Here is a 26,042-nt window from a genome sequence, read left to right as displayed (position 1 = left end):
TCGGTCCTGCTTCCGGTTCCAGCAATTCACAGCTGAATGCGGCGCACGCATGGTTCCCCACGGGATCCTGCTTGCGTGCGTGTTCCAGATGAGAAACAATCCTGCCTTGTATGTGGCGTGGTTGCGGGGGCGTAACATGCGTAAGCAGGATCTCGGTTTCGACTATCACCGCTATCATCGCCTGCTGAGCGAGGCGGATGACGAAAACAAGCGGCTGGCCCTCATCGACCTCCTGATCGAGGAAAAGGCGCGAGACCGGCTGGCCGCCCAGCGCGCTTCGGACCGCGCGGCCATGACGGCCCACACCATTGCGACGGTGCTGAAGAACGGCCGCAACTGAGACTTGCAATCCGGCCGCGGCCGATGAGAACGCGGGATTGGATTGCGACTCCGTTAACGACGCCTCGCAATCTCATGTCAAACTTTTTGCTCTAGAAGTTCCCTCACCTGATGCAATTCAGGATCAACAAGGGGGCAATGAACATGAGCATGATTTCGATCGCCGCGATGCCGGCCGTCGTCGAAACGCGTTTCGCAAATTCGTCCTTCAAGACCATCTTGCTGTTCTGCTGCACGGGCCTGGTCGCCTCGTTCGGCCTGATGGCACATGGCATCGACCTCGGTGCCGGCCTGATGTGAGATTGCGACAAGATCCGTCGCCAAATGGCCGCCCCAAAAGGGCGGCCATTTTCGTTGGCGGCGTTCTCGCCGTCACGTGGCCGGCGCCCTTGCCGTAACTTAATGCGGCGCGTTGACCGGAGCTCCCGGAAACATCGAATCGATCATCGCCTTCAGCTGATCCATCGCGATCGGCTTGCGCAGGATCGGCCGGCGCCGGAGCAAGGACGGCAGCAATTCAGGTCCGTAGCCGGTGGCGAACAGGAACGGCTTTCCGCGACGTTCGATCAGATCGGCGACGGGATCGACGTAGACGCCCATGAGATTGATGTCGAGGATCGCCAGATCGTATTGCGCGGTCATGGCGAACGCGCTCGCGTCCCGTACATTGTCCGCTTCCGCGACGACGTGATGGCCGAGTTCCACCACCATGTCGGCCATCATCATCCGGATCAACGCCTCGTCTTCGACCAGGAAAACGGAGAGTCCGTCCGCCATATCAACCCCGCAGTCAGCCTTGCGAAGCTAACCATACATCAATTGCGGAAAGGATTCACGAAATCGTGGCGGGCGCCGTTAATTCAGACGCGCCCGATCCGATTCAACTTGATCAATCCAATCCGCGCTCGTGGCTCAGGCGCACCATCTCCTGAATGAAGACCTGCTTTTGCTTGTCGTCGAGGCTCGAAAACAGCGGCTCGGCGGCATCCGCGACATTGCGCTGATCGGCGGCCCGGTCGATCAGGAATTGCGACTCGTTGCGCATCTGCTCGATGATGTCGTCGGGCGGATCCCGCTTGGCGCGCGCAACCCGCAAGTTGAGCCGCTCCGCGCCATTATGCCCCAGGTAGTGCATAGCGCTCGAAAAGCCGTACCAGTGCTTCTCCTGATCGGGCGTGAGATTCAGCTCGGTCTTGATCCGCTCGATATAGGCATCGCTGTTGGCGACGATCTGTTCGGCGGTCTGCTGCGGCGCGCCAGGCTGGGTGAGGACTGTAACGTCCTTATTATTGTCTTTGCCTTGCGGTGCGTTCTTCGCCTCCTTGCTCGCCTTGGAGCCCTTGCCCGCTTTGGCCCCCTTGGCATCTTTGTCCTTGGCGGCGCCCTGCTGCTTGGCGTCCTTGCCCGCATCCTTGCCAGCGTCCTTGGCGGCCGGGGCCTGATTGCCATTGTTGTTGCCGACCCCGAGCACGCCGGTGAAAACGCCAACCACGCCGCCAATTGCGCCGCCCAGCACGCCACCGACCGGACCTGCCGCCTTGTTGCCGGCCGCCGCACCATCCTGAACGCCCTTGACCAAACCTTGGGCATTGGACACCGCGGAGGCACCGAGCAGCAGCGCGAGCACGGCCCCCAGCGCGAAGCATCGCCGCATGTGAAGCCGCGCTGACGGCGCCGGGTTGATCATTCTCGTCTCCATCCTCGATCTGACTCGCCTGTTGGGCAGCCGGGGCGCCCGCCGCAACTCTATCGTTTCCGCCGCTTCGCGGTCCAGCCGCAGCCAATTGCTGTCCACGCGGGAAAAGTCTTTCGCGCGAAGCGTTTATGCAGGCTTATTCGAAACTGCGGCGTAATTGCGCACGGCGCGGTCCTGGCCGGTTCATGCCAAGTGTGCGTCGCAAAAACATGCGCGCGCAGCTCACGACCGGCACAATACGCCGACCTTCCGGGACACAACGTTAGTTCTATGTGCAGGCCGTTCGGCTTTCTCGACAGACGCAGTCAATCATGATCTGATCGCGCTACCAATTTGCCGCGGCTTCATGCATTGCCATGTGGCCGACGGCATCAATAAGAAAATCGAACAACAAGAACTTGAAAAAGAAGTCTTAGAGGAAACTCCAACAACAACACCCAGGCGAGGAAACGAGATGTCACGCAAGAAACTGACGCGACGTCAATTTGTGGCTGCCACTGCAATGTCCTCCGCGGCGCTGATCACGGCGCCCTATGTCCGGGGCGCCTACGCCGCCGGCAAACTCTCGATCGGCTTCTGGGATCATTGGGTGCCAGGCGCCAACAAGGCCTCGACCGATCTGGTCAATGAATGGGCCGCGAAGGAGAAGGTCGAGGTCTCCATCGACTACATCACCAGCAACAACAAGAAGATCGAGCTCACCGCCGCGGCGGAAGCCCAGGCCAAGTCCGGTCACGACATCCTTCAGATGCCGAGCTGGTGGCCGCAGGCCTATTCCGAAAATCTCGAACCGCTCAACGACGTCATGGAGCCGCTGCTCAAGCAGAATGGCGAGGTCAACGGCACCGTCAAATATCTCGGGCAATCGGGCGGCAAGTGGCTCGCAGTGCCCGCGACACCCGGCAGCCAAATCAAGGGCCCCTGCTCGCGCATCGATCTGATGAAGAAGCATGCCGGCATCGACGTGCAGGAGATGTATCCGGCCGGTGGTCCCCCCAAGGTCGAGAACTGGACCATGGAGACCTTCCTGAAGGCCGCCGAGGCCTGCCACAAGGCCGGCGTTCCCTTCGGCATCGGTCTCGGCGAGACCACCGACAGCGTCGACACCGCCGGCGCGATCTTCCAGTCGTTCGGCGCCGAGCTCGTCAACGCCAAGGGCGATATCACGGTGAAGACCGATCAGGTTCGCCAGGCCATGGAGTTCTACAAGAAGCTGATCGCCTTCCTGCCGTCGGATGCGCCGTCCTGGGACGATGCCTCCAACAACAAATGGCTGATCTCCGGCCGCGGCGCGATGATCCTGAACCCGCCGAGCGCATGGGCCGTTGCCAAGCGCGACGCACCGCAGGTCGCCGAGCAATGCTGGACGCACGGCTTCCCGTCCGGGCCGAAGGGACGGTTCGCGCCATACCTGCCCTACTTCTGGGGCGTCTGGAGTTTTGGCAAGAACAAGGAGGCGGCCAAGAGCCTGCTGGTTCACATGTCATCGCCCTCGTCGATCGCCAAGTTCGTCGCGGTGAGCGGCGGCTACGATCTGCCGGCCTATGCGAACATGACCAAGCTCAAGACCTGGGAGGAGGAAGGGCCGCCGAAGGGAACGCTCTTCCATTATCCGGACCCCTACAAGCACCAGACGCTGTCGATCGCAGCGTCGCCGGCGCCGCCCAAGATCGCGCAGCAGATCTACTTCCAGGCGACGCTGACCAAGATGGCGCTGCGTTTTGCGCGCGGCGAAACCATGGATCAGGCGCTCGCCTGGGCCGAGGGCGAGTGCGAAGGCTTCATGCGGAGCTAGGTGGGGCTTGACCGGGCGGGTTCACGCCATGTGCGTGCGCCCGCCCGCATCCCGTTCTCCGATCCGCATGACCGCGAAGCCGACCCTCTGCCGGCTTCGCGGCTGGAGAGTTGCAAGAATGCTGACTTAAGGAAGCTGAGATGGCTGATGTCGTCGTCGAGCAAGGTCGCGTTGTCCGTGCGACGGGCGCGCGAAAGGGATCGAGCCTGCGCAACGTGCTTGGGCGAAAATCGACGGTTGCGTTCTTCCTGACGCTGCCGCTGATCCTCCTGATCCTGCTGCTCGTGCTCTATCCCGCCCTCTACTCGATTCACCTCGCGACGCTGAACAAGGCGATGACGAAGTTCGTCGGCCTCAGCAACTTCACCTTCCTGTTCAAGCGCGAGACGTTCTGGATGGTGGTGCGGCAATCCTGCATCTTCGCGGTCACCGCCGTGATCTTCAAGGCGCTGATTGGCTTCATCGTCGCGCATTTCGTCCACAACATACCGGGCAAGAAACAACGCAAATGGCGTGGCATGTTGCTTGTGCCCTGGGTGATCCCGCCGGCGATGAGCACGTTGGCATGGCTGTGGCTGTTCGATCCCTCCTACAGCGCCTTCAACTACACGCTTTCCTTCTTCGGTGTCGGGCCCATCCCCTGGCTCGGCGACACCTTCTGGGCGCGTTTCTCCGTCATCCTCGTCAACGTCTGGTACGGCGCGCCGTTCTTCCTGATCATGTATCTGGCCGCGCTGAAATCCGTGCCCGACCAGCTGTACGAAGCCGCGGAAATCGACGGCGCCAACTGGTGGCAGAAGATCTGGCACATCACCTTGCCGATGATGCGTAATATCATCGCGATCACCACCTTGTTCTCGCTGATCGTCACCTTCGCCAATTTCGACATCGTGCGCATCCTGACATCGGGCGGCCCGCTGGATACGACGCATCTGTTCGCCACCTGGGCGTTCCAGGTCGGCATCCAGAGCAGCGACATTCCGCTCGGCGCCTGCGTCTCGCTGTTCATGGTGCCGATCCTGGCGGTCGCTGCGATCTTCATCCTGCGCGATGTCAACAAACGCGGAAACGAAGCCTGATGAGCACACTCGCAATCGACAAGGCCGGACCGTCCCGCAAGGTCAAATACGGCAGCATGAGCCGCGACCGCATCTGGGCGCTGCGCTGGTCCTATTTCTTCCTGGTGCTGTTCGCGATCTTCTTCCTGACGCCGCCGGTCTACATGCTGATCACCTCGCTCAAGAGCAGTGCGGAGATCTCGGCGGCAACCAACCCGTGGTGGGTATTTCACCCAACGCTCTCGAACTATGTCGAGCTGTTGAGCTCGAACCAGTTTCTGCGCTTCTTCTGGAATTCGTCGATCATCTCGATCATCGTGGTGATCGTGACCATGATGATCAGCATCCCCGCGGCCTTCGCATTGGCCCGGATGAAGTTCTGGGGCTCGGCGACACTCGCGACCGGTGTGTTCCTCACCTACCTGATTCCGGACAGCCTTCTGTTCATTCCCTTGTTCAAGGTGCTCGGGATGGTTCAGGACCTGACCGGCATCACGCTGCTCAACCGATGGTACGTGCTGGTGTTCATCTATCCGACGCTGACCGTGCCGTTCTGCACCTGGATCATGATCGGCTACTTCGCCTCGATTCCGAAGGAGCTGGATGAGGCCGCCCTCATCGACGGTGCCTCCTGGCTCCAGACCCTGACGCGGATCTTCATCCCCGTCGCGCTGCCCGGCCTGATCGCCGCAACCATCTTCGCTTTCACGGTGTCCTGGGCCCAGTTCCTCTATCCCCTGGTGTTCACGACGTCGGTGGATCAGCTTGTGCTGCCGGTCGGCATCACCACCACGCTGATCAAGGGCGACGTCTTCAACTGGGGACAGATCATGACCGGCGCACTGCTTGGCGCCGCGCCGCCGTTGATCATCTACGCTTTCCTGATGGACTACTACATTGCCGGCCTGACCGCCGGTGCGACAAAGGGTTGATATCTCATGGCTGACGTTGCTTTGCGGAAGGTAGTTAAGCGTTACGACGACGTCGAAGCCGTGCGCGGCATCGATCTCGACATCGCAGACCATGAGTTCATCGTGCTGGTCGGTCCCTCCGGTTGCGGCAAGTCGACGACGCTGCGCATGATCGCGGGGCTCGAGGACATCAGCGACGGCGACATCATGATCGGCGGTGACGTCGTTAACGACGTGCCGCCGAAGGACCGCGACATCGCGATGGTGTTCCAGAACTACGCACTCTATCCGCACATGACGGTCGCGGAGAACATGTCCTTCGGGCTGCGCCTGAAGCATTATCCCAAGGCCGAGATCACGGCGCGGGTGACGGAGGCCGCCCGCCTCCTCGACATCACCGACCTGATCGACCGCAAGCCGAAGCAGCTCTCCGGCGGCCAGCGCCAGCGCGTCGCGATGGGCCGGGCCATCGTGCGCAACCCAAAAGTCTTCTTGTTCGACGAGCCGCTGTCCAATCTCGACGCCAAGCTCCGCGTGCAGATGCGGATTGAGATCAAGAAGGTGCATCAGAAGGTGCGCACCACCACCGTCTACGTCACCCACGACCAGGTCGAGGCGATGACCCTGGCCGACCGCGTCGTCGTGATGAACAAGGGACGGATCGAGCAGATCGGCACGCCTAACGAGCTCTATCACAAGCCAGCCACACGCTTCGTCGCCGGCTTCATCGGCTCGCCCGCGATGAACTTCATCCCGTGCCGGCTCGAGGATGTCGGCGGCACGCTGCAGATCCGCATCACCGACCGCATCGCCTTCGCGCTGCCGCCGGCCCGGGCCGCGCGCTATAACGCGCTGCCGCGCACCGAGAAGCTGCTGCTCGGCCTCCGGCCCGAGCATCTCACCGAGGCGCACGCGCATCTCGAGCCCGGCGTCGAGACCTTCGACACCGTGCTCGACGTCACCGAGCCGATGGGAATGGAGACGCTGGTCTATTTCGGGCTCGAGGGCACGCCGGTTTGCGGCCGTGTCAATCCCAATGCCGGCGCCAAGGACGGGGCACCCATGCGTTTGGCGATGGACCTCAACAATATGCACCTGCTAAACGAGGCGACCGGCGTCGTGTTGTGACGCCGGTTCAAGAAACTCGCGCAGGCAGGGGACGATGGCGACCAACAAGAAGAAGATTTTCGTTACGCAAACTTTGTCGCAAGGGGCACGCGCCCTCCTCACCCAGCGCGACGATATCGAGCTCGTCGAGTTTCCGAACCTGATCTCGGCGAAAGACTTCGAGGCCTTGCTGAAGAGCCATGCGCCGGTCCACGGTGTCGCCCTCGGCGCCACCGCCTTCGGCGAGACCGAGCTCGAAGCGTCGAAAGACATGAAGGTGGTGACCCGCATCGGTGTCGGCTACGACGCCGTCGACGTGCCCGCCCTCTCCCGCCGCAAGGTGCCGCTGATGGTCGCGGGCAGCGCAAACTCGCCCTCGGTTGCGGAGGCGGCGCTGTTCATGATGCTGACGCTGGCCAAGCGCGCACAGGAGCTGCATGCCTGCGTCAAGGACGGCAAATGGGCCGACCGGCTCGGCATGCTGCCATTTGATCTCTACGGCAAGACCCTGCTGGTCATCGGCTTCGGGCGCATCGGCAGCCGTACCGCCAAGCGCTGCCTGGCATTGGAAATGAAGGTGCAGGTCTACGATCCCTACAAGCCTGCCGCGGAGATCAAGGCCGCGGGCTGCGAGCCCGTCGCCGACCTCGATGCCGCGCTGCCTCATGCCGATTTCGTCACCATCCACTGCCCGAAGACGCCGGAGACGATCGGCCTGTTCGATGCGATGCGGATCGGCCGGATGAAGCCGAGATCCTATCTCATCAACACCGCGCGCGGCGGTATCGTGAAGGAAGCGGCGCTCTACGACGCCCTGGTCTCCGGCAAGCTCGCCGGCGCCGGCATCGACGTGTTCGAGGTGGAGCCGCCGCCGGTCAGCAACGCGCTGTTTGCCCTGCCCAACGTCATCATCGCCCCACATGTCGCGGGCGTCACGGTCGAGGCGGTCCAGCGCATGAGCGAGCAGACCGCGCGCAACATCCTGAGTGTGCTGGACGGCGATCCGATCCGGCAGAACGTGATCAATCAGGACGTGCTGGGCTGAGCGAGCTCCGGGCGGGCGACGCAAGCGCCCGCCTTCGGAACGCCAGAAAGCGTCCCATTTTGGTGCAGATCGAGCCCCAACTCAGCCTTAATCAAACGCGCGTAATAAGCGAGGCCGCGGCGGCAGTGGGACAAAACTAGCCGGCCGCGTCGAGCTGGAGGATGGACCCTTGTCAGATATCGACCCGACCGACCACGCGCTGGCGACCATCGCCAGCATTTTGGAGAACCCCGAGCCCGTCCTCGTGGTCCGCCAGACCGAGACCGAAGTGGTCCGTCACACCGAGACCGAAATCGTGGTCGCTGGAGACCGTGGGCATCTGGCTTCCGATGAGCAGGCAGTGATCGACGAGCAGCCGGCTCTCGAACAACATCCTGTTGTCGAGGAGCAGCCGTTGGTGCCGGAGCACACCGATGCCGACGGCTACAGCAAGGTGGGGCCCGGCCCGATGGTGGCGATCCGTCTCAAATGGACGGTCCATCGCGGCGATGACGGACAGTATTACGTCCACGAGACCATCGGCGAACAATCCGCGCCCGTGGTCAGCGGCCCCATGACGAGCGAGGCCGCGGTGCATTTCGTCGACACCCAGGAAGACGAGGCGCAGCGGCGCTTCGAGCTGCTGCGCAGCGAGATCGCCGGCCGCAGCTCACTTGCCGATTACGAGCGCAAGGGCGAAGCCTAGCGCTGCCGCCTTTCTCCGTGCACCTCTCCCCGCTGGGAGAGTGCACGCCAAGCCTCTATTTTCTTCCGAGATAATCCTTCTTCACGAGCTCGACGCCGGCGTGCCGCAACAGGTCGTAGGCGGTCGTGACGTGAAAGAAGAACTGCGGGACGCTGAACGTCAGCAGCAGCGTCCGCCCTGTGAAGGGCAGCTCGGTCCCGTTCTTCAGCTTGAAGAAGACATTGCGCTCCGCCGCCGCCTCGATCTCCGCGCGGGGCAGGCTTCCAATGAACTCGAGCGAGGTCGCGATGCGCGCCTGAAGCCCGGCCATGTCGTGCTCCAGTGCCGGCAGCGCCACCGGCTCGCACTCTGCCAGCAAGGCCGGCGCGACAGTGGCGTGGCGGCAGGCCTCGCCGACCTGCAGCGCCAAATCGTACATGTTCGGCGCAAGGCGCATGCCGAGCAGGACCGCCGGATTGAACTTGCGGGCCTCCGCATAGGCGACACCCTTGTCGAGCAGGACCGACAGGTTACGCAAATACGGCACGAAGAGGCCGACCGAGGCCTCGTACATCGAGATTGTCACGTCGAGATTCCTTTCAATTCCGCCTCGCCAGAAGCTCCCATCTGGTCTAAATCCACGCCGTAATGAGCTGCACAATGACAGCTTGCGCTGGGGTGGAGAAGAGATGATCGTTCGAATCGCATTGGCTATGGCCGTCGCACTGCTGGCAACCCTTTCGGCCCATGCGCAGCAGGCGCCCTCGCGCCTGGATGAGATCGTCAAGCGCGGCACCTTGCGCGTCGGCATGACCGGCGACTACAAGCCCTTCGCCTATCTGGACAAGGCGACGCAGAAATTCAGCGGCTTCGACGTCGACATGGCGGAGGCGCTAGGCAAGGCGCTCGGGGTCAAGGTCGAGTTCGTGCCGACCGCCTGGCCGAAGCTGATGAAGGATTTCGAGGCCGATCAGTTCGACATCGCGATGGGCGGCGTCTCGGTCACGCTCGACCGGCAGAAGAAAGGCTTCTTCTCGACGCCGATCATGCGCGAGGGCAAGACGCCGATCGCCCGCTGCGCCGACGTCGGCAAATACCAGAGCATCGCCGACATCGACAAGAAGGGCACCCGCGTCATCGTCAATCCCGGCGGCACCAACGAGCGCTTCGCACGCGCCAACATCAAGGACGCCGACATCACCGTCTTCCCCGACAACACCGTGATCTTCGACGAGATCGCCAAGGGCAATGCCGATCTCATGATGACGGACGCCTCGGAGACGCGCTACCAGCAGAAGCAGCATCAGGGCGTGCTGTGCGCCGTGCATCCGGAAAAACCCTTCGATTTTTCCGAGAAGGCCTACTGGCTCCAACGCGACATGGCGCTGAAGGCCTTCGTCGACCAGTGGCTGCACATTTCCATGGAGGACGGCAGCTACAGGAAGATCTACGCCGCCTGGTTCGATTAGAGCGATCTCAAGGACCGGTCGCGTCAGGACAGACGCGGTGACGCGAGGAGCTGGAATCCCGTTCCGACTGCGGTGGAACGGCGCTTCCGGCCGCGTCCTCCTGTCGCTTGCCCCGGCCAAACTTTGGACGGGCCCTTGGCCTATTGAACCCGACACCGCAGGACGACGACTCATACCGTGACAGTGATCTAGATCACGTTTTGGAATGCCGCCGGTGCGTAAGCCGTCGGTACGGGGACCACCTGTTCAGGAGATGGAAATGAGGAAGCTGTTGGCCACGGCCGCATTCCTTTTGGCGAGCACCGCTGCGCAGGCGCAGTACACTTTCGAATATGGCGGGCGCACCATTCGCATCGACCCGGACCGCGGCACGGTGCAAATCCCCGGCGTGTACGACAACACCCCCCAGCCCAAGGCCAAGAAGGCCAAGAAGAACGAGGCGTCTCCGGGCCAGCAGCCGCCGCAGCAAGCCACGATCGAGCCGCAAGCGCCGGCCGCGCCAGCCCCCGCGCCCGTCACCACACCGCCCGCCGCCGCCGTGCAGGCGCCCGCACCCGCTGCCGCAGCCCCACCGCCGGCTCCGCCTGCGGCGGCAACGGCCAGCAACGCGCCGGCCGAGACGGCCGTGTTGCCGCCGGCCGCGCCTCCTCCGGCACCTGCGCAAGTCGAGCAGCAGGCAGCGCCCGCCGCAGCACCGCCGCCGGCCCCCGCAGTGGCTGCGGCGCCACCGGCTCCGCCTCCGCCTCCCGCGCCGGCCCCTGCTCCCGTTCAGGCCGCTGCCGTCGCCCCGCCCGCTCCAGCAGCCGCCCCCACGCGCGATCTCAATTCACCGCTCGGCGTCTGGCTCACCGAGGAGAAGGAAGGCAAGGTCCGCATCGAGCAATGCGGGACCAATCTGTGCGGCTATTCGGTCGACGGCAAATCGAACCAGAACGGCGAGCAGGTTCTGATCAACATGAAGCCCGGCAAGGACCAGAAGTGGTCCGGGCGCATCCTCGATCCGAACTCCGGCTCGACTTACGATTCGACGATCGCGATGAAAGGCACCGATCGCCTGCGCGTGCAGGGCTGCGCCTTCGGCGGCATGTTCTGCGGCGGCCAGACATGGACACGGGTCAACTAGGCGGCGCCGAAGTCAATATGGCACAGCTCGGCTGACCTTCTTTCGTTTCTCGCTGCAATGGATGACGCGACTGTCAGATGTCAGTCGCGATCTCCCGCCCATGAGCCAGAGCCTCATGTGGTGCGCTTGCTCGATTCAAGGGCTCCATTGTGAACCATTTCATACTCCGCACGCGATCGTTGCTTCTAGTCTGGATTGATCGCCAGACTATTTGCGACTTTCATACTACGCAGTAGGCACCGTTTCGCCGAGATGAGTAGACCGAAAAGAGCCGTTTCTCGACGCTCTGTCGGCGCCGGTATGCGTAAGCGAGCGAGGTTGTTATGGAGGAACTCCGTGCGACACCATCGCTAGTCTCAGGTGACTGGGGCCCTCGCTCGTTGACGTCGGAGGAAGTCATCAGGCGCCACGTCATCGGCGCGCTCCGAAATCGGCAGACCAGCCTGACCACCGCGCTGCAGCCTCTGGTCAACGAGCAAGCGCGAATGCTCGTCTCGGAATTCGGCTTCGACGCTCACACCGTCGGCAAAATCCTGCAATCGCAAAACACCGTGCTGAACGTTTTGTCGGAGCGGTATGACGCGCTTGATGAAGCCGCGCATTACAGCGAGATTCCCTTCGTCGAACTGGCGAATGACGGTCGCATCGTCTATTCCAATGCGGCATTCGACAAGCTCATTCCCGGCAAACGCGGCGCTCCCTTCTCCGGCTTGTTCGGATCCCGTGCGGCCGATGTGTACATGGCGCTCCGGGCAAATCACAACACGAGCTTGCGGGCCGACATCCAGACCGGCGAAACGGTTCGTCAGGTCAGAGTCGAGATCGGCCCGTTGCGCGACGAAGATGGCAAACCGGGCAATTACGCCCTCCTGCTCGATCAGAGCGCGGAACAGAGCCGCCTCGATGCCTTGCAGGATGGCGTGCTGCGCACCGACCTGACCGGCAAGATCCGGTTCGCGAACGAGCGAGCCGCGCAGGTCCTGGGGTTCTCGGAAGCAGAGCTCAAGGAGGTGTCGCTCTCTCACGTGTTCGGGCCAGACGACGACGGAACGACGAACCTGTTCGCCGAATGGATCACCAAGCAGACCGGCTTCTCCAGCTTCGTCCGGCTCCGTCCAAAAGACGGTCGTTCCGTTCTGGCAAGGGTCAGCGGAACGCCCTACATGGAAGCACCGAACAGCTCGGCAGGGTTGTTGGTGCTGTTCGCTCCTCTTGCCGAGGATCGCGCACGTCACGAGCTCAAGACGATTCTCGCCGGGCACGATGATCCGCAAGAGATCATCGAGGCGACGCTTCAGGCGATCGGCAAGGTCATCCCATTCGAAATGAGCACGTTCGGGGTCTACAACGATCTCAACGATTATTGGCGAGCCGTCACTATCTCTCCACGACCCAGCTGGGAGTGGAGCACACGTTGGTTCAAGGTGCCGCCTGGCGTGATCGAGTGGCTCGAGCAGGGCAAGACGTGGGACAACGATCTGGCCGGGTTCGTCGAGAGCCGCAATCCGGAGGAAAAAGACAATCCGGTGAGCAAGGCCATCATCGACGACAAGTTCGAGTCGATGCTCGTGCTGCCGATACGCAAGGCGGGAGGCCGGTTCGGAAGCTCGCTGGCTCTGCTGTCCCGCAAGCACAAATACACCGCCGCTGACCTGCGCACGCTGCAAAATCTCGGCGTCGAGGAGATCTTGCAGGCCGCAAACGCGGCCATGGAACATGCTCAGGCGCACGCCTTGCGCAAGCTCAAGGATGACTTGAACAAGGCGCCGAGTGCGCGCGCCATCGCCGAACTGCTGGCCACCGGCACCACAAAATGCCTGGGCTGGGAGTATGTCGGCGTGTTCCGGGTCGATCGCCTGCGCAGCAGGTTCGTGCTGGTTTCCGAGCACGTGAAGAACGACAGAAACCTTTTGGTGAAATCGGCCGACCGCAAGGCCGAATACACTCAGGAACTGTCCAGCGGCATGCTCGGCAGCTGCCTGACCGCGCGAGACATTCTCGTCGTTCCTGATATCAGCGACACCGAGCGGAATTACGGCTTCATCCAGACCGCCCCCGATCAACGATCTGCCATGACCGTGCCTCTGTTCGTGAATGGCAAGATCGAGCTCATTCTGGACATGGAATCGTCGGAGCTGAACGCGTTCCGCGGACCTGATCGGGACGCGGCAAGCGGGCTTGCCGCCGACTGCGAACAGATCTTTGCGGCTCGCTGGCACGAAGCGATCGAGTATGCGCTCATGAACAGGATCGAGCAGGCAGCCGTCATCGTGGATGCCGTCGGCACGATCTGCCACATGAATGGTGCCGCGGCGAACATCTTCGGCCAGGCACGTGACAAGAAGCTCTCGTCATTTGGCGCTCGGGACGAAGACTCCGTGCAACTGGCGGAAACCGGCATCCAGCACCGGCTGCGGGTCCATTTGGCGATCGGAGATGCGCCGCGCACCGAGCTGACGGTTCTCGCCAATCGCGAGCCGTTGAACGACGACTATGGTCATCAGCTCTGGCTGTTCACCAGCCTCGCCGACCAAAGCCGGGAGAGCGACTGGGGCTATCTGGAGGAAACCGTCACGGCTGTCGCGCGCGAGACCCGCGCTCCGCTGTTGATGGCCGATGGCCTGCTGCGCAGCGCCGCCTCGCTCCTCGGCAAGCCGGACCTCATGAGAAACTGCTCCGGTCTGCTCGAGCAGGCGGCCAACCATTTGCTTCGGGCCGATCTGACCTTCGAGCGCCTGGCCGAGCGTCTTGTCGTTCAGCAGACCCCGCAGGAAGCGCCCGAACAGTTCGACGTCCTGGAACTTCTCTATCAGGAGGTCGAGGGCCTTCCCGTCGAGGATCGTGAGGCCATCCACCTCGTCGACGAGATTGCGATCCGACGTACCCTATTGGTCAGGGGCTGGACGAAGCGGTTGAGCTTTGCGTTTCGCTCCGCCCTCAGCTCCCTCTTGTCGTTGCGCATCACGCCGAACGACAAGCTGACCGTCACGATCTCAGAACGGCAGCCGCATCGCCTCTCGGTATCCATGCGCTTGCCCGCGACGATTGCCGACACCATCGCTCCGTCGGCTGTGGACCCGATCGAGCAGAGCCAGCACCGGGCACGGCAGATGGCCAGCATCGCGGTCGAGGCGATACGCAAGACCGTCGAGCAGCACGACGGTACCCTGGCCGAGCTGGACGGCACGGGATTCGAGTTCGAACTGCCATTGTGCGCGCAGGAGGCACCGGCATGACAGCCAAGATTGCGATCGCCACCGCCGAGCCAAACATGTTCGAAACCCTGCGGGGACATCTGCTCGCGGCAGGCGTGGCCCCGGAGCACTTGTACGACAAGCCCCTGATGACCCCGGCGCAGACGAGCGAGTGGCTCATCGCGAACGAGACCGAACTGCTCGTGCTCGATGCCCGGTTGCCGATCGATCCGAGCGCAGGCTACGACACACGCACGACTCTCGGTGCAAAGCACTTGCTCAACACCGTGGTTTTGGCACAGGACCCGCACACCTCCGTGCTGGTGGTCGCCCCCTCGTTCGGGACCTGCGCGGACCTGGAGGAAGAGTGCAGAGCCGCCGGCAATGCGCTGATCCTGCCGATGGACGCCCTGCAGCTGCACCGCCACCGGATCCTGCGCCCGTTCATTGCGATGCTCACCGGTCACCCCGACGAGACGAACGCCATTCCGGGCGCATTCCGGGTGGTTGAGATCGAAATCCACAGCGCCAAGGTGGAATGCCGGCTCGGAACGGGTGAAGACGGCTGCTCGATGCTTCGCTGGAACACCATCAGCGATCTCGATGACCTCAAGTCTGCAGCTCTGGCCTATGCGCGCGATGAGATGCCGCCGAACAATTGGCTCGGCCAGACGCGCGACGTCGGAACACGCCTGTTCAAGAGCTTCGTCGTAAAAGCGATCGGCGAACATCTGTTCTCGCAGATCGAGAAGTCCGCGGGTGGACTGGTGGGATTGTCGTTCCGATTTGTCATCAGCGACGCAGGCTTCTACCCGGTGCCCTTCGAGGCGAGCGTCCGATATCTTTCGGAGGAAAACGGACCATTCGTGCTTCTCTATGCGCCGATTGTCCGGCGCATTCCCTCGTTCGTCCGTGGAAGGGCCAGCGAGCGAGCGCGGATCAAGCCGGGCGCAAAACTGATGTTCGTGCGTTCGCAGATCGGCGAGCATCCCGATATGAAACTCGACAGCGCGATTTGCGCCGGCAAGAGATTCGACAAGCTCGGCAATATCGACATCGAACTGAAGCACGTGGAAGAGCTGGGCGCCGCGGGCTGCTTCGATTTGAAGGTCGTCAACCTGTCGGATGCCCCTCCGGGCGAGGCGGCCGCCTATTTGCTGAAGCAGCTCGACGCATTCCGGCCGACCATTCTGCACTATGCCGGTCACGCCTTCAGCGATGGCCAGCAGACCGCGACCCTGGTCCTTCCCGGGATGCAGCCGGAGCAGGCGATCGGCCTGAAACTCGATAGGGTGGCGGCCTCCGACGGCCTGTCAGCGACGACGCTGGTCTACCTCTCGGCCTGCCGTGGCATCTCGAAGGGCTGCGTTCAGCAATTGGTGATGAACGGAATCCCCTATGCGTTGGGCTTCCGATGGAATGTCGAGGACGAACGCGCGCCGCAGTTCGCCAAGGAGTTCTATGACGAACTCCACAAGACGCGGTCGGTTTGCGTCGCGTTCCGGAAGGCGTGCCGCGCATCGTGGGAAAGCCTGAACTACGACGAGGAAAGCCCGATCTGGCTCTCGCCGATCCTGCTGGCGCAGTCGACCGATTGGGCAGCACGCTGCCAATGAACCGCTCGTAGTGGATGAATGTCATGACCGTCTGGACCACACTCAAGAACGTCGTGGAGCATTGGGCGAGCCGCGAACTGCGGCGCCCCTATGTCGGCTACGTCGCTTCGGGCGGCGGCAATGCAATGACGGCTGGACAGACCTTCGTGCCCGAAGCGAGCTATTTCGGGGTGCGCATGGTCGAAATGGGCTTGCGGGAAGGCGGCAAGTTCTTCAGCTCGTTCCTTCCGCTCGGCGTCGTGCTCACCGAGTTCAGCTTCGGCGACGGGCGCCAGCGCCGGCCCACGATCTTGAGCAATGACGAGATCGCCGCCCAGCTGAAGGCGGCCGGCGCCGCTCCAGGCTATGTCGATTTCAAGAATATCTACGCCGTCAGGCGCGCGCCCATGAAGCAGGACAATCTGTCACTGTTCGTCGGCCTGTTCCGCCTTCCCTTTCACGACGTCGCGCAGCAGGTCCTGCAATTGGCCGCCGACCTGACCACGCAGACAGGGCTCGCGCCGGGTGTTTCCGAGGGGTTGCGCGTGGCTGAAAAGATCTACGACCGGGTCGCCGGCCTGTTCGCGCTCAACATCGTCACGCCCTTGTTCTCGTATGCCGACGGCAATGCGCTCGGCCGCAGCGGCTATCTCCTGGTTGCCGGCTCCGATCTCGACGAGGCGGTTGCCAAGCGGCTGGTGGTGACCGACGACAGATTGCTGCTCGACGGCCAACGTGTCTCCGGATTGGACTATTGCCTCCTGGCCATCGAGTTCACGGCCAGCCTGCTGCCCGAGGGGCCTGATACGATCAATCCCCTCACGCAGCTCGGATTTCATCGACACTGGCAGGGTGTTGCAAGCAGCATCATGAAGCGTGAGTTGGAGCATGCGGACGAGCAGATGCTGGCTCTGCGCTCCGAGGTGATCACATCGCCGGAACTTGCCGAGAACGATCGTCTCGTCGCCATTGGCGCCTACCAAACCAGCTACGATAAGCTCGTGGAGCGCGTGACGCCGAAGAATGCCCACCGCGGCTGGCAGGAGCCTCTTCTGGCCGACGCCGCCGACAAGGCGACCGCCAAACCGGCCGTGACGGAGCTTCTGAAGGGCATGCAGATCCGCCTGCTCACCGGCATCAAGGACGCCCCGGAGGACCCGGACAGGCTGTTTGCGTCCGAGGCCTTCGCACTGCGAAAGACGATCGGCAAGGCCGCCCCGGTCGGTACGGACTCCGCCGTCTCACTGGCGCGCGTGATCAATCGTGCCGTGACAGCAAGACAGTGAGGTGAACGAGCCTTTCGAGGCTCTGCCTGGCTGATGAGACGGCGTCCGGACGCGGGCGCTGGCACCGTCCGCATGCGTGACACCCCTCACATCGGTCCCTTCCGTGTCGTGACACGATGCCCGGCAGGTTCAGCCAATGGGGCGTGTCATGAGACATCTCTACAAGGGTATTTTCGCCACGATCTGCGCCGTCACCCTGCTCTGCGGCCAAGCGAATGCGGCATCGACCAGCTTCGACGGCGCCTGGAATGTGCGGATCTCGTCCTCGAGCGAGACCTGCGGCAACGGCGCCACCGTCGCGATCGGTATCAACAACGGGCAGATCGCATCGACGAGCGCGGCGGTGACGGCATCGGGCCGCGTGGCCGACGCCGGCGGCATCAACGTCACCTTGAGCACGGGCATCAAGCGCGCCGTCGGCTTCGGCCGCCTCAGCGGGACCTCGGGCTCCGGTACGTGGCGCGGCGCGCTGTGCACGGGCACGTGGACGGCGGAGAGGATGTAGTCGCTGCGTCCCGGACGTGCTGCAGCGCGTTGGCGCTGCTGCGCACAGCCGGGACCCAGCATCTTGGTCGCTAAAATCTCTGGGCCCGGCTCAGCGACGCATCGCCTTCAGGCGATGCGTCTAGTCCGGGGCACGCGAATTAGCCCAACGCCGCGCCATACTCTGCGTCGGTGACCGGCTCGAGCCAGGTCGAGTAGACTCCGTCGAGCGCTTCCTGCATGGCAATGTGGCACATGCCGTTGGTCGGCGAGGCGCCGTGCCAGTGCAATTCGCCCGGCGGAATCCAGACGGTGTCGCCGGGGCGGATCTCCCTGACCGGACCGCCCTTGGTCTGGACGCGGCCGACGCCCGAAATCACGTAGAGCGTCTGTCCCAGCGGATGATGGTGCCAATTGGTGCGGGCACCCGGCTCGAAGGCGACGCGCGAGCAGTTCAGCCGTGCCGGCGCGGGCGCCATGATCACGGGGTCCTGCCATACGGTGCCGGTGAAGTTTTCCTTGGGCGCGCGGCGGGTCGGCCGCGTGCCTGCAACAGTGATCTCCATGGGATTACCTCGCTTGCTTCCCGGTTACTTCTTGCTGGCGGCGTAGCGCGCCTTGGTCTCGGCGTTCATGGGATAGAGGCCCGGCAGCACCGCGCCGTTGTTCACCTCGTTGACGATCCAGGCTTCCATGCGCTCCTGCTCGACGCCCTCGTTGAGCACGTGGTCGAGCATTGCCTGCGGGATCAGCACGCAGCCGTCCTGGTCGGCGACCACGATGTCGTTGGGAAACACGGCAACGCCGCCGCAGCCGATCGGCTCGCCCCAGCCGACGAAAGTCAGGCCCGCAACTGACGGCGGCGCGGCATAGCCGTCGCACCACACCGGCAGATTGGTGCCGAGCACGCCCTCGACGTCACGCACCACGCCGTCGGTGACAAGCGCGGTGACGCCGCGCTTGACCATGCGGGCGCAGAGGATGTCGCCGAAGATGCCGGCATCGGTGATGCCCATGGCGTCGACCACGGCGATGCAGCCGTCGGGCATCGCCTCGATCGCGGTGCGGGTGGAGATCGGCGAGGACCAGGATTCCGGGGTCGCCAGGTCCTCGCGCGCCGGCACGAAGCGCAGCGTGAAGGCCGGTCCCACCAGCCGCGGCAGCCCGGGGCGCAGCGGCCGCGCTCCGCGCATCCACACATTGCGCAGGCCCTTCTTCAGCAGGACCGTGGTGATGGTGGCAGTGGTGATGCCGGCGAGGGTCTTGCGGGCTTCGGGGGACAGCGACATGGAAACAGCAGAGCTCCGGAGGTGCGGGAAAGAACGCGCGCATCTTGCGAGCCGCAGCCCTTGCGTCAAGGGCCAAGAGGCTAGCAATTACGCAGGGCCGATGGGCCTTTATGCGACGCGATAACAAGGCTTTATCGCCTCCCCCTGCATTAATTTATTGGACTTGCGGGCGCATTTACGCGAAGCAGGGTGACGCGGAACTCAAGGTCGAGCCCGCGCTTTCCAGCCCGATTTCGACAGCTCTTCGACAGCCCAATGGCCGCGACGCTTCCCCCGCCCCGCCTTCTGCCCAGTGGCGACAGCGCCGTCACGGTCGAGTTCAGCCGCACCATCGACGAGGATGCGAACCAGCGCGTGCTGGCGCTGGACAAGGCGCTGGCTGCAAGCCCCATCGACGGCATCACCGAGACCGTGCCGACCTATCGCTCGCTGCTGGTGCATTACGACCCCTGCAAGATCGGCTTCGACGCGCTTGGCGAGAAGCTGCTGCCAATTGCAATCCAGCCGCCGCCGCCGGTGACCAAGGCGCGCCGCTGGCGCATTCCCGTCGCCTATGGCGGCGAGCACGGCATTGACCTCGAGGATGTCGCCAAGGCGCTGAGCACCACGCCTGATGACATCGTCGCCCGGCACGCCGGCGGCGACTACAAGGTGGCCATGATCGGCTTCACGCCGGGCTGGTCCTATCTCAGCGGCCTCGACAAATCGCTGCACATGTCGCGGCGGCAAAATCCGCGGCTGCTGACGCCTGCCGGCACGATCTCGATCGGCGGCGTCCAGGCCGGCATCCAGTGCCTCGCCGCCCCCAGTGGCTGGCATCTGCTCGGCCGCACACCGGTGCGAACCTATCAGCTCCATCGCAACCCGACGTTCCTGACCGAACCCGGTGATCGCGTGACGTTCTTCGCCATCGACCACAAGACCTTCGAGGAGCTGGATCGCGCCGCGGAGGCCGGCGAGCTCGTCGCCGAGCAGGTGGTCGCATGAGCCGGCTCGTCGTCGCCAGCATCGGCCCGGCAAGCTCCGTCCAGGACGGCGGCCGCTTCGGCGCGCAGCGCTATGGCTTGACAGTCAGCGGCGCGATGGATCGGCTGTCGCTGGCTGCGGCGAACACGCTCGTCGGCAACGAACCGTTCGCGGCTGCCGTCGAGATCGGACCGTTCGGCGCCGCCTTCACCGCCCGCGACGGCGCCGTGCGCGTCGCCATTTCAGGCGCGCCGCGCAACGCGGATGTCGCCGGAAACCCCGTTGCCATGGACAGTTCGGTGACGCTGAAGGACGGCGAGACGCTGACGCTGGGCTTTGCCCGCGGCGGCGCCTTCACTTATCTGGCGATCGAAGGCGCCATCACGGGCGAACTGGTGTTCGGCAGTCTCGCGGTGAATGCCCGCGCCGGCCTCGGCAGCCCCTACCCGCGCCCGCTCCAGGCCGGCGACGAATTCAGCGTCCATGCCGCGAGCGGCGCGGGCGAGATGCGCATCGAATTGCCGAAGCCCGTGAGCGGCCCGATCCGTATTCTGCTGGGGCCGCAGGACGACGAGTTCGACGATGCCAACAAGGCGCTGTTCCTGGACAGCGAGTGGAAGATATCGGCGACCTCCGATCGCATGGGTTACCGACTGGAAGGCCCCGCCATCAAGCATCTGCACGGCCACAACATCGTCTCCGACGGCACCGTCAACGGCAGCATCCAGGTCCCCGGCAACGGCGCGCCGATCGCGCTGATGATGGACCGCGGCACCTCCGGCGGCTATCCGAAGATCGCCACCATCATCACGGCCGATGTCGGCCGCCTCGCACAGACCTCGGCAGGAACGGCGTTTCGCTTCAAGGCCGTCAGCATGATCGAAGCACAGGACGAGGCGAAGAAGTTCGCGCAATTGATCCGCACCCTGCCCGATCGCCTGCGCTCCTCCGACAGCGTCGCGCTGAATATCGAGGCGCTCAGCGATGCCAACGTTGCCGGCCATGCGGTGAACGCGATCGATGCCGGCACCTGGCAGGTCACCGCGGAGCCTTAAGCGTAACATCAAGACCGGAAGGCGGAGAGCACCCATGAAGACGATCGATCTCAATTGCGACCTCGGCGAAGGTTTTGGCGCGTGGGAGATGGGCAACGACGCCGCGATGATCGAGCTCGCAAGCTCGGTCAACGTCGCCTGCGGCTTCCACGCCGGCGATCCCGACATCATGCGGCGGACGGTTGAGCTTGCGAAGGCGCGGGGCGTCTCGGTCGGCGCGCATCCCGGCTATCGCGACCTGCATGGGTTCGGCCGGCATCCGATCGCGGGCCTCAAAGCCTCCGAGATCGAGAACCTCGTCGCCTACCAGATCGGCGCGCTGCAGGCGATCGCGACCGCGGCCGGGCACAAGGTCACGCATGTCAAGGCGCATGGCGCGCTCTCCAACGTCGCCTGCGAGGACGACATGACCGCGAAGGCGATCGCCGCGGGGATCAAAGCGGTCGACCCCAGCCTGATCTTCGTCGTGCTCGCCAATTCCAAGCTGGTGAAGGCCGGCGAGGACGCCAATTTGCCGATGGTGCACGAGGTGTTCGCCGACCGCGCCTATGAGGACGACGGCAACCTCGTCTCGCGCAAGAAGCCCGGCGCGGTGCTGCATGATGCCAAGGCGATTGCCGAGCGCGTGGTGCGCATGGTGCAGGACGGCGCGGTGGTCTCGGTGACGGGCAAGGTCATCAAGATGCGCACGGACACGGTGTGCATCCATGGCGACACCCACGGCGCCGTCGAGATCGCGCGAACCTTGCGTCAGGCGTTGAAGGATGCCGGGATCGAGGTCGCGCCGTTCAAGCGCGGGGCGTGATGATGGTCATCCCGGGATGATGCGCAGCATCAGTCCGGAATCTCGAGGTTCGGGGTTCGGCTTCGCCGCCCCGGAACGACATCCTAAAACGGGTGCACCGACAACGACCCGAGCACGATGGCCGCGATAACCGCAAACGCGCTGTAGAGCGCCAGATGATGGGCGCTCGCTCTGGTCTGCCGCGAGAGCGAGCGCGCGTAAAAGTGCAACCTGGCTTCCGCCGATAGTTCGCGCATGGTCGATCTCCAACGCCCCATTTGCGGGATTATGAGAGATCAACCGGGGTATCAGGCAAGACTTCCGAGCAAATAGCGATGAGGGTTCTCTCCAAAAGCCCTCTTGCAGTTGCAAATTCTTTCCAAGCGCCGGTTCCAAGAATCTTTTTCGTTAAGATCCGACCGAGCTGGAACCGAGATCGATGGCGGCGGGATGACAGCTTTCGGTGGGAGGATCAGCCGAAGGCGTCATCCGCCACTTCTGCATCGGCCGTGACAGAAGAGGTGGGTTACGCCTTCGGCTCACCCCACCCCCACGAAGTCGTCCCTAGTAGACATCCGCCTGGAAACGCCCCGTCTTCTTCAGCTCGGCGACGAAGCTGACGGCCTCGTCGGTCGAACGTGCGCCGAACTGGGCGACGATGTCGACCAGTGCACGCTCGACGTCCTTGGCCATGCGCTTGGCATCGCCGCAGATGTAGAGATGCGCGCCTTCGGCGAGCCAGGTCCACACCTCGCGGCCGACCTCGCGCATGCGATCCTGAACGTAGAACTTCTTTTCGCCGTCGCGCGACCAGGCCAGCGACATGCGCGTGAGCAGACCCGAGGTCTTCATCGCATTGAGCTCCTCCTGGTAGAAGAAGTCGCAATCGCTGCGCTGGTGGCCGAAGAACAGCCAGTTCTTGCCGGGCGCGCCGGTCGCCTTGCGGTCGAGCAGGAAGGCGCGGAACGGGGCGATGCCGGTGCCCGGGCCGACCATGATGATCGGCGTCTTCGGATCCTGCGGCAGGCCGAAGCCGTGCGCCTTCTGCACATAGACCTTGAGCTCTTCGCCCTCATTGATGCGCTCGCCGAGGAAGGTCGAGGCAACGCCGAGTCGCTTGCGCTTGCCGACGACGTAGCGCACGGAATCGACGGTCAATGACAGCTTTCCGGGTGTTGCATTGTGCGAGGACGAGATCGAATAGAGCCGCGGCTGCAGCGGCTCCAGCGCCTCGACGAAGGCCTCCGGATGCGGCCGCGTGCCGGAGAACTTCTGCAGCGCCGCCATCACGTCGAGCGTCGCGGCATCGCCATCGGGATCCTCACCCTGTGCCAGCGCACGCGCCTTCTCGCGCGCCGCGCCGCCGGTGATGAAGGAGATCAGCTCGAACAGCGTGTCGGGTGCCGGCGACAGCGAGACGTCGTCGATCAAGACCTCGCGCAGCGTCTTGCCGTTGACCTTGGTGGTGTGGGAGGCGCCAAGCAGCGCGATGATCTGGTCGACGAGGCCGACATCGTTGCGCGCAAACACGCCGAAACTGTCGCCGACGATGTAGTCGAGCTTGCTCGCGGAGAGATCGAACTCGATGTGATAGGTTTCCTTCTCCGACTTACCCTTGTTGAGCAAGCGGCGCGACAGGAAGGTCGCGGCCACAGGGTTGTCGCGCGAGCGGCCGGGTTCAGCGATCGTGACCGTCACGGCCGGCGCCGGAGCGTCAGGCTTGTCCGCCGCTTTGGCTGCCGGGGCCTTGTCGAGCTCCTCGTACAGCGACTTCAGCATCCGCGCGGTTTCCTTGCCGCCGGGGACGCAGAGATTGAGCCGTGCTTCGCTGCGACTGGCGATCGCTTCCGAATAGTCGTGGCAATTGTAGCCGCACTGGCCGCAATCCTGCTGCGCCATCGCCGCCATCATCTTGCGGCGGACGGGGCGCCCTTCCGCAAGCTTCATGCGGTCGGCGATCGGCATGGTCTGGTCGTGCCAGGGCGCTTCGCCGTCGTCGCCGTCACCGGCTGCGCCCTGCATGACGGCTGCGCCCTGCTCCGCCGACAGCGGCGCGGCGACGTCAGGCGACAGCAGCCCGGCAAAGAAGCCGTTCAGCCAGGAGCGCTGCGCATCGGAGAACGGTGCGCTGGCGGGAATGATATCGAGCCTGGGCGGAGGCGTGATCTGGTTCATGAGGACACCTCGGCATCAGCAAGCTTGCGCAGCGTTTCGCCGTCATGGCGGCGCGCAAAGGAGAGGAAGGTTTCGTCAGGCGACGAGCGATGGGCGATATAGGCCTTGAGCAGTTTTTCGACCGTCTTCGGTGCGTCCTCGGCCTTGAGGTCGTGATAGACCTCCTGCCCGACGTCGGCGTCGGGGCCGAACCCGCCGCCGGTGAACAGGTGATAACCCTCGACCGTGTCGTCCTCATTCACCGGCACGCGCGCACCGATCAGGCCGATGTCGCTGATGTAATGCTGCGCGCAGGAATGGTGGCAGCCGGTGACGTGGATGTTGAGCGGCTTGTCCATCGCAACGCGCGGCTCGCACCAGTCGCCGATCTCGGCGGCATGGCGCTTGGTGTTGGCGGCAGCGAAGCGGCAGCCGGCATTGCCGGTGCAGGCGATCAGGCCGGCGCGGATGTGCGAGGCTTCGACCGCGAGCCCGATCTGCTTGATCGCTGCAATGGCGAGCTCGACGTTCTCATCGCGCACTCCTGAAATCAGCAGGTTCTGCCAGACGGTCAGGCGGATCTCGCCGTCGCCGAGGTCGTGCGAAATCTTGGCGAGGCCCCGCATCTGGTCGCAGCTGAGCTTGCCGAGCGTCAGCGACACGCCGATCCAGTTGAGGCCATCCTGCTTCTGCTTGTGCACGCCGACATGGGCCATGCGGTCGGCGGCCGGTCGCGGCGCAAATGCCTCCTCCGGCACGCGCGTGAACGGCGTCTTCAGCCGCTCCTCGACCAGCCCAAGGAATCCGTCATGGCCCATGGCGTCGAGCACGTATTTCAGCCGCGCCTTGTTGCGGTTGGTGCGGTCGCCATGGTCGATGAACACGCGCACGATGGCGTCGGCAACGGCGGTCGCCTGCTCCGGCTTGACGATAATGCCGGAATATTTCGCAAAATCCTTGTGCCCGGTGATGCCGCCGAGGCCGAGGCGGAACCAGACGCCCGGCTCGACGCCGAAACCGTCCTTCACCTCATAGGCGGTGAAGGCGATGTCGTTGGTCTCCTCCAGCACCGCGATCCTGCCGGCCCCGTCGAAAGCGACGTTGAACTTGCGCGGCAGGCCGTACAGCGAACGGTCGTTGAGGATGTGGTGGTGCCACTCGCGCGCATAGGGGCGCGTGTCGATGATTTCCTGCGGATCGACGCCGGCCGTCGGCGTCCCCGTAACGTTGCGAATGTTGTCGGCGCCGGAGCCACGCGAGCACAGGCCGAGCTCCTGGATGCCCTCGAGCAGCCTGATCGCATGCTTCGGCGGGATCTCGCGCAGCTGGAGGTTGGCGCGCGTCGTGACGTGGCTATAGGGGCCGCACAGCTCGTCGGCGAGATCGGCAAGGCCCGACAGCTGCCAGTGCTTCATGATGCCGTTCGGAATCCGCAGCCGGCTCATGTAGGAGTCCTGCGTCGGCGCGACGTAGAAGATGCCGTAATAGCGCCAGCGGAAATTGTCCGCCGGGCTCGGCGGCGCATTGTCGAGTGCCTGCTGGCGCAGCCGCGGATAGGCATCGAAGGGATGCTCGTCGCGCTTGAACTTCTCTTGGTCGGCGAGCTTCTTGCCCGACGCGATCACCTTGTCCTGCGCCTTGATGTGCACGGCATCGGGGCCAACAGGCTCGGCATTCGCTTTGCCGCCGCCTCCACCCAGGCCGCGCCCGACCCGGCTGATCTGCAGACCGGTCGTGAAACCTTCGAGATAGCGTTTCTGCTCGTCGGTAAAGTCGACTGCGAGCGTATCGATTTTCATGGTCGGTAACGAAGCTCCTGCGGCCACCTCGGTGGCATCGACGGACATTGCGCGACCCGCGAGGACCTAGGCTGGCTCCAAGAGCCGGCTTCGCCACCCCAGCGGTCCGATCAGCTTCGTTGCTGCGGGACTTGGCTCAGCAGGCACCTGTGACAAGCTGGCCGCACTGCAACATTCAAGTTGCGTGCCAGCTTGGAGCAAAACGGAAGCTCAGTGATTTCAGATGATTA

At 63.7% G+C, this 26,042-nt stretch carries 25 protein-coding genes; 17 read left to right on the top strand and 8 right to left on the bottom strand.

What is annotated here, in order from left to right:
- The first annotated feature begins 136 nt into the window (after positions 1 to 136).
- The gene (locus AC0WRY_RS17215; RefSeq protein WP_194408106.1) at positions 137 to 340 is read left to right on the top strand and encodes a hypothetical protein; all 204 of its coding nucleotides are present in this window, start codon (positions 137 to 139) and stop codon (positions 338 to 340) included.
- 143 nt (positions 341 to 483) lie between these two features.
- Complete coding sequence (locus AC0WRY_RS17210) at positions 484 to 639, top strand: hypothetical protein (protein WP_194408105.1); 156 nt, start codon at positions 484 to 486, stop codon at positions 637 to 639.
- A 99-nt stretch (positions 640 to 738) separates the two neighbouring features.
- Here the strand turns inward: AC0WRY_RS17210 and AC0WRY_RS17205 are convergent, their stop codons facing one another.
- On the bottom strand, positions 739 to 1,116 hold the full coding sequence (locus AC0WRY_RS17205; protein ID WP_194408104.1) for a response regulator: 378 nt from the start codon (positions 1,114 to 1,116) through the stop codon (positions 739 to 741).
- Between the two features lie 112 nt (positions 1,117 to 1,228).
- Positions 1,229 to 2,026 carry a Spy/CpxP family protein refolding chaperone gene (locus tag AC0WRY_RS17200; protein WP_194408103.1) on the bottom strand — a complete coding sequence of 266 codons (798 nt, stop codon included), beginning with the start codon at positions 2,024 to 2,026 and terminating at the stop codon, positions 1,229 to 1,231.
- A 463-nt stretch (positions 2,027 to 2,489) separates the two neighbouring features.
- Here AC0WRY_RS17200 and AC0WRY_RS17195 point away from each other — a divergent pair, with 463 nt between their 5' ends.
- The 6 genes from AC0WRY_RS17195 to AC0WRY_RS17170 all read left to right on the top strand — a co-directional run bounded on the left by AC0WRY_RS17195 (position 2,490) and on the right by AC0WRY_RS17170 (position 8,636).
- The gene (locus AC0WRY_RS17195) at positions 2,490 to 3,830 is read left to right on the top strand and encodes an ABC transporter substrate-binding protein (RefSeq protein WP_194408102.1); all 1,341 of its coding nucleotides are present in this window, start codon (positions 2,490 to 2,492) and stop codon (positions 3,828 to 3,830) included.
- Between the two features lie 140 nt (positions 3,831 to 3,970).
- On the top strand, positions 3,971 to 4,909 hold the full coding sequence (locus AC0WRY_RS17190; protein WP_194408101.1) for a carbohydrate ABC transporter permease: 939 nt from the start codon (positions 3,971 to 3,973) through the stop codon (positions 4,907 to 4,909).
- On the top strand, positions 4,909 to 5,820 hold the full coding sequence (locus tag AC0WRY_RS17185; protein WP_194408100.1) for a carbohydrate ABC transporter permease: 912 nt from the start codon (positions 4,909 to 4,911) through the stop codon (positions 5,818 to 5,820). Before AC0WRY_RS17190 ends, AC0WRY_RS17185 begins: the two co-directional genes overlap by 1 nt.
- Positions 5,821 to 5,826: 6 nt before the next feature.
- Positions 5,827 to 6,927: an ABC transporter ATP-binding protein gene (locus tag AC0WRY_RS17180; protein ID WP_194408099.1), complete on the top strand. Its 1,101-nt coding sequence runs from the start codon at positions 5,827 to 5,829 to the stop codon at positions 6,925 to 6,927.
- 34 nt (positions 6,928 to 6,961) lie between these two features.
- Positions 6,962 to 7,951 (top strand): hydroxyacid dehydrogenase, encoded by a 990-nt coding sequence (locus AC0WRY_RS17175; protein WP_491120047.1) that lies wholly within the window; start codon positions 6,962 to 6,964, stop codon positions 7,949 to 7,951.
- A gap of 169 nt (positions 7,952 to 8,120) precedes the next feature.
- A complete protein-coding gene (locus AC0WRY_RS17170; RefSeq protein WP_194408097.1) occupies positions 8,121 to 8,636 on the top strand; it encodes a hypothetical protein in 516 nt (171 codons plus the stop codon).
- A 55-nt stretch (positions 8,637 to 8,691) separates the two neighbouring features.
- Here the strand turns inward: AC0WRY_RS17170 and AC0WRY_RS17165 are convergent, their stop codons facing one another.
- Positions 8,692 to 9,189, bottom strand: coding sequence for a DUF1993 domain-containing protein (locus AC0WRY_RS17165; RefSeq protein ID WP_491123478.1), 498 nt, complete (start codon positions 9,187 to 9,189; stop codon positions 8,692 to 8,694).
- 115 nt (positions 9,190 to 9,304) lie between these two features.
- On the opposite strand from AC0WRY_RS17165, the gene AC0WRY_RS17160 reads away from it, so the two are divergent.
- The 6 genes from AC0WRY_RS17160 (at position 9,305) to AC0WRY_RS17135 (ending at position 17,787) form a co-directional block, all read left to right on the top strand.
- Positions 9,305 to 10,084, top strand: a complete 780-nt coding sequence (locus tag AC0WRY_RS17160) for a transporter substrate-binding domain-containing protein (protein ID WP_491120045.1) — start codon at positions 9,305 to 9,307, stop codon at positions 10,082 to 10,084.
- Positions 10,085 to 10,343: 259 nt separating this feature from the next.
- Positions 10,344 to 11,207 (top strand): DUF2147 domain-containing protein, encoded by an 864-nt coding sequence (locus tag AC0WRY_RS17155; RefSeq protein WP_491120043.1) that lies wholly within the window; start codon positions 10,344 to 10,346, stop codon positions 11,205 to 11,207.
- Positions 11,208 to 11,587: 380 nt separating this feature from the next.
- The gene (locus tag AC0WRY_RS17150) at positions 11,588 to 14,443 is read left to right on the top strand and encodes a PAS domain-containing protein (protein WP_491120041.1); all 2,856 of its coding nucleotides are present in this window, start codon (positions 11,588 to 11,590) and stop codon (positions 14,441 to 14,443) included.
- Positions 14,440 to 16,017 carry a CHAT domain-containing protein gene (locus AC0WRY_RS17145; protein WP_491120039.1) on the top strand — a complete coding sequence of 526 codons (1,578 nt, stop codon included), beginning with the start codon at positions 14,440 to 14,442 and terminating at the stop codon, positions 16,015 to 16,017. The genes AC0WRY_RS17150 and AC0WRY_RS17145 overlap by 4 nt, the downstream gene beginning before the upstream one ends.
- 23 nt (positions 16,018 to 16,040) lie before the next feature.
- The gene (locus AC0WRY_RS17140) at positions 16,041 to 17,282 is read left to right on the top strand and encodes a hypothetical protein (RefSeq protein WP_491120037.1); all 1,242 of its coding nucleotides are present in this window, start codon (positions 16,041 to 16,043) and stop codon (positions 17,280 to 17,282) included.
- A gap of 148 nt (positions 17,283 to 17,430) precedes the next feature.
- Positions 17,431 to 17,787, top strand: coding sequence for a hypothetical protein (locus AC0WRY_RS17135; protein WP_491120035.1), 357 nt, complete (start codon positions 17,431 to 17,433; stop codon positions 17,785 to 17,787).
- A 139-nt stretch (positions 17,788 to 17,926) separates the two neighbouring features.
- On the opposite strand, the gene AC0WRY_RS17130 is transcribed toward AC0WRY_RS17135, so the two are convergent.
- Positions 17,927 to 18,331 (bottom strand): (R)-mandelonitrile lyase, encoded by a 405-nt coding sequence (locus AC0WRY_RS17130; protein WP_028144578.1) that lies wholly within the window; start codon positions 18,329 to 18,331, stop codon positions 17,927 to 17,929.
- Positions 18,332 to 18,355: 24 nt separating this feature from the next.
- Positions 18,356 to 19,054 carry a ribonuclease activity regulator RraA gene (locus AC0WRY_RS17125; protein WP_008564879.1) on the bottom strand — a complete coding sequence of 233 codons (699 nt, stop codon included), beginning with the start codon at positions 19,052 to 19,054 and terminating at the stop codon, positions 18,356 to 18,358.
- A 255-nt stretch (positions 19,055 to 19,309) separates the two neighbouring features.
- Here AC0WRY_RS17125 and pxpB point away from each other — a divergent pair, with 255 nt between their 5' ends.
- Genes pxpB through AC0WRY_RS17110 form a run of 3 tightly spaced genes read left to right on the top strand, consistent with a single transcriptional unit; the run spans position 19,310 to position 21,880 of the window.
- The gene (pxpB, locus tag AC0WRY_RS17120) at positions 19,310 to 20,041 is read left to right on the top strand and encodes a 5-oxoprolinase subunit PxpB (RefSeq protein WP_483069959.1); all 732 of its coding nucleotides are present in this window, start codon (positions 19,310 to 19,312) and stop codon (positions 20,039 to 20,041) included.
- Positions 20,038 to 21,075: a 5-oxoprolinase subunit C family protein gene (locus AC0WRY_RS17115; protein ID WP_194408089.1), complete on the top strand. Its 1,038-nt coding sequence runs from the start codon at positions 20,038 to 20,040 to the stop codon at positions 21,073 to 21,075. Before pxpB ends, AC0WRY_RS17115 begins: the two co-directional genes overlap by 4 nt.
- Positions 21,076 to 21,109: 34 nt before the next feature.
- Positions 21,110 to 21,880, top strand: coding sequence for a LamB/YcsF family protein (locus tag AC0WRY_RS17110; RefSeq protein WP_211416992.1), 771 nt, complete (start codon positions 21,110 to 21,112; stop codon positions 21,878 to 21,880).
- Positions 21,881 to 21,963: 83 nt separating this feature from the next.
- On the opposite strand, the gene AC0WRY_RS17105 is transcribed toward AC0WRY_RS17110, so the two are convergent.
- The 3 genes from AC0WRY_RS17105 to AC0WRY_RS17095 all read right to left on the bottom strand — a co-directional run bounded on the left by AC0WRY_RS17105 (position 21,964) and on the right by AC0WRY_RS17095 (position 25,812).
- On the bottom strand, positions 21,964 to 22,116 hold the full coding sequence (locus AC0WRY_RS17105; protein ID WP_194408087.1) for a hypothetical protein: 153 nt from the start codon (positions 22,114 to 22,116) through the stop codon (positions 21,964 to 21,966).
- A 307-nt stretch (positions 22,117 to 22,423) separates the two neighbouring features.
- A complete protein-coding gene (locus AC0WRY_RS17100; protein WP_194408086.1) occupies positions 22,424 to 24,034 on the bottom strand; it encodes a sulfite reductase subunit alpha in 1,611 nt (536 codons plus the stop codon).
- Positions 24,031 to 25,812 carry a NirA family protein gene (locus tag AC0WRY_RS17095; RefSeq protein ID WP_194408085.1) on the bottom strand — a complete coding sequence of 594 codons (1,782 nt, stop codon included), beginning with the start codon at positions 25,810 to 25,812 and terminating at the stop codon, positions 24,031 to 24,033. Before AC0WRY_RS17095 ends, AC0WRY_RS17100 begins: the two co-directional genes overlap by 4 nt.
- Between the last annotated feature and the right edge of the window lie 230 nt (positions 25,813 to 26,042).

The sequence above is a fragment of the Bradyrhizobium sp. T-12 genome, assembly GCF_058314695.1.
The sequence above is the reverse complement of the archived record's forward strand: the minus strand, read 5'-3'. Positions and strand labels throughout refer to the sequence as shown.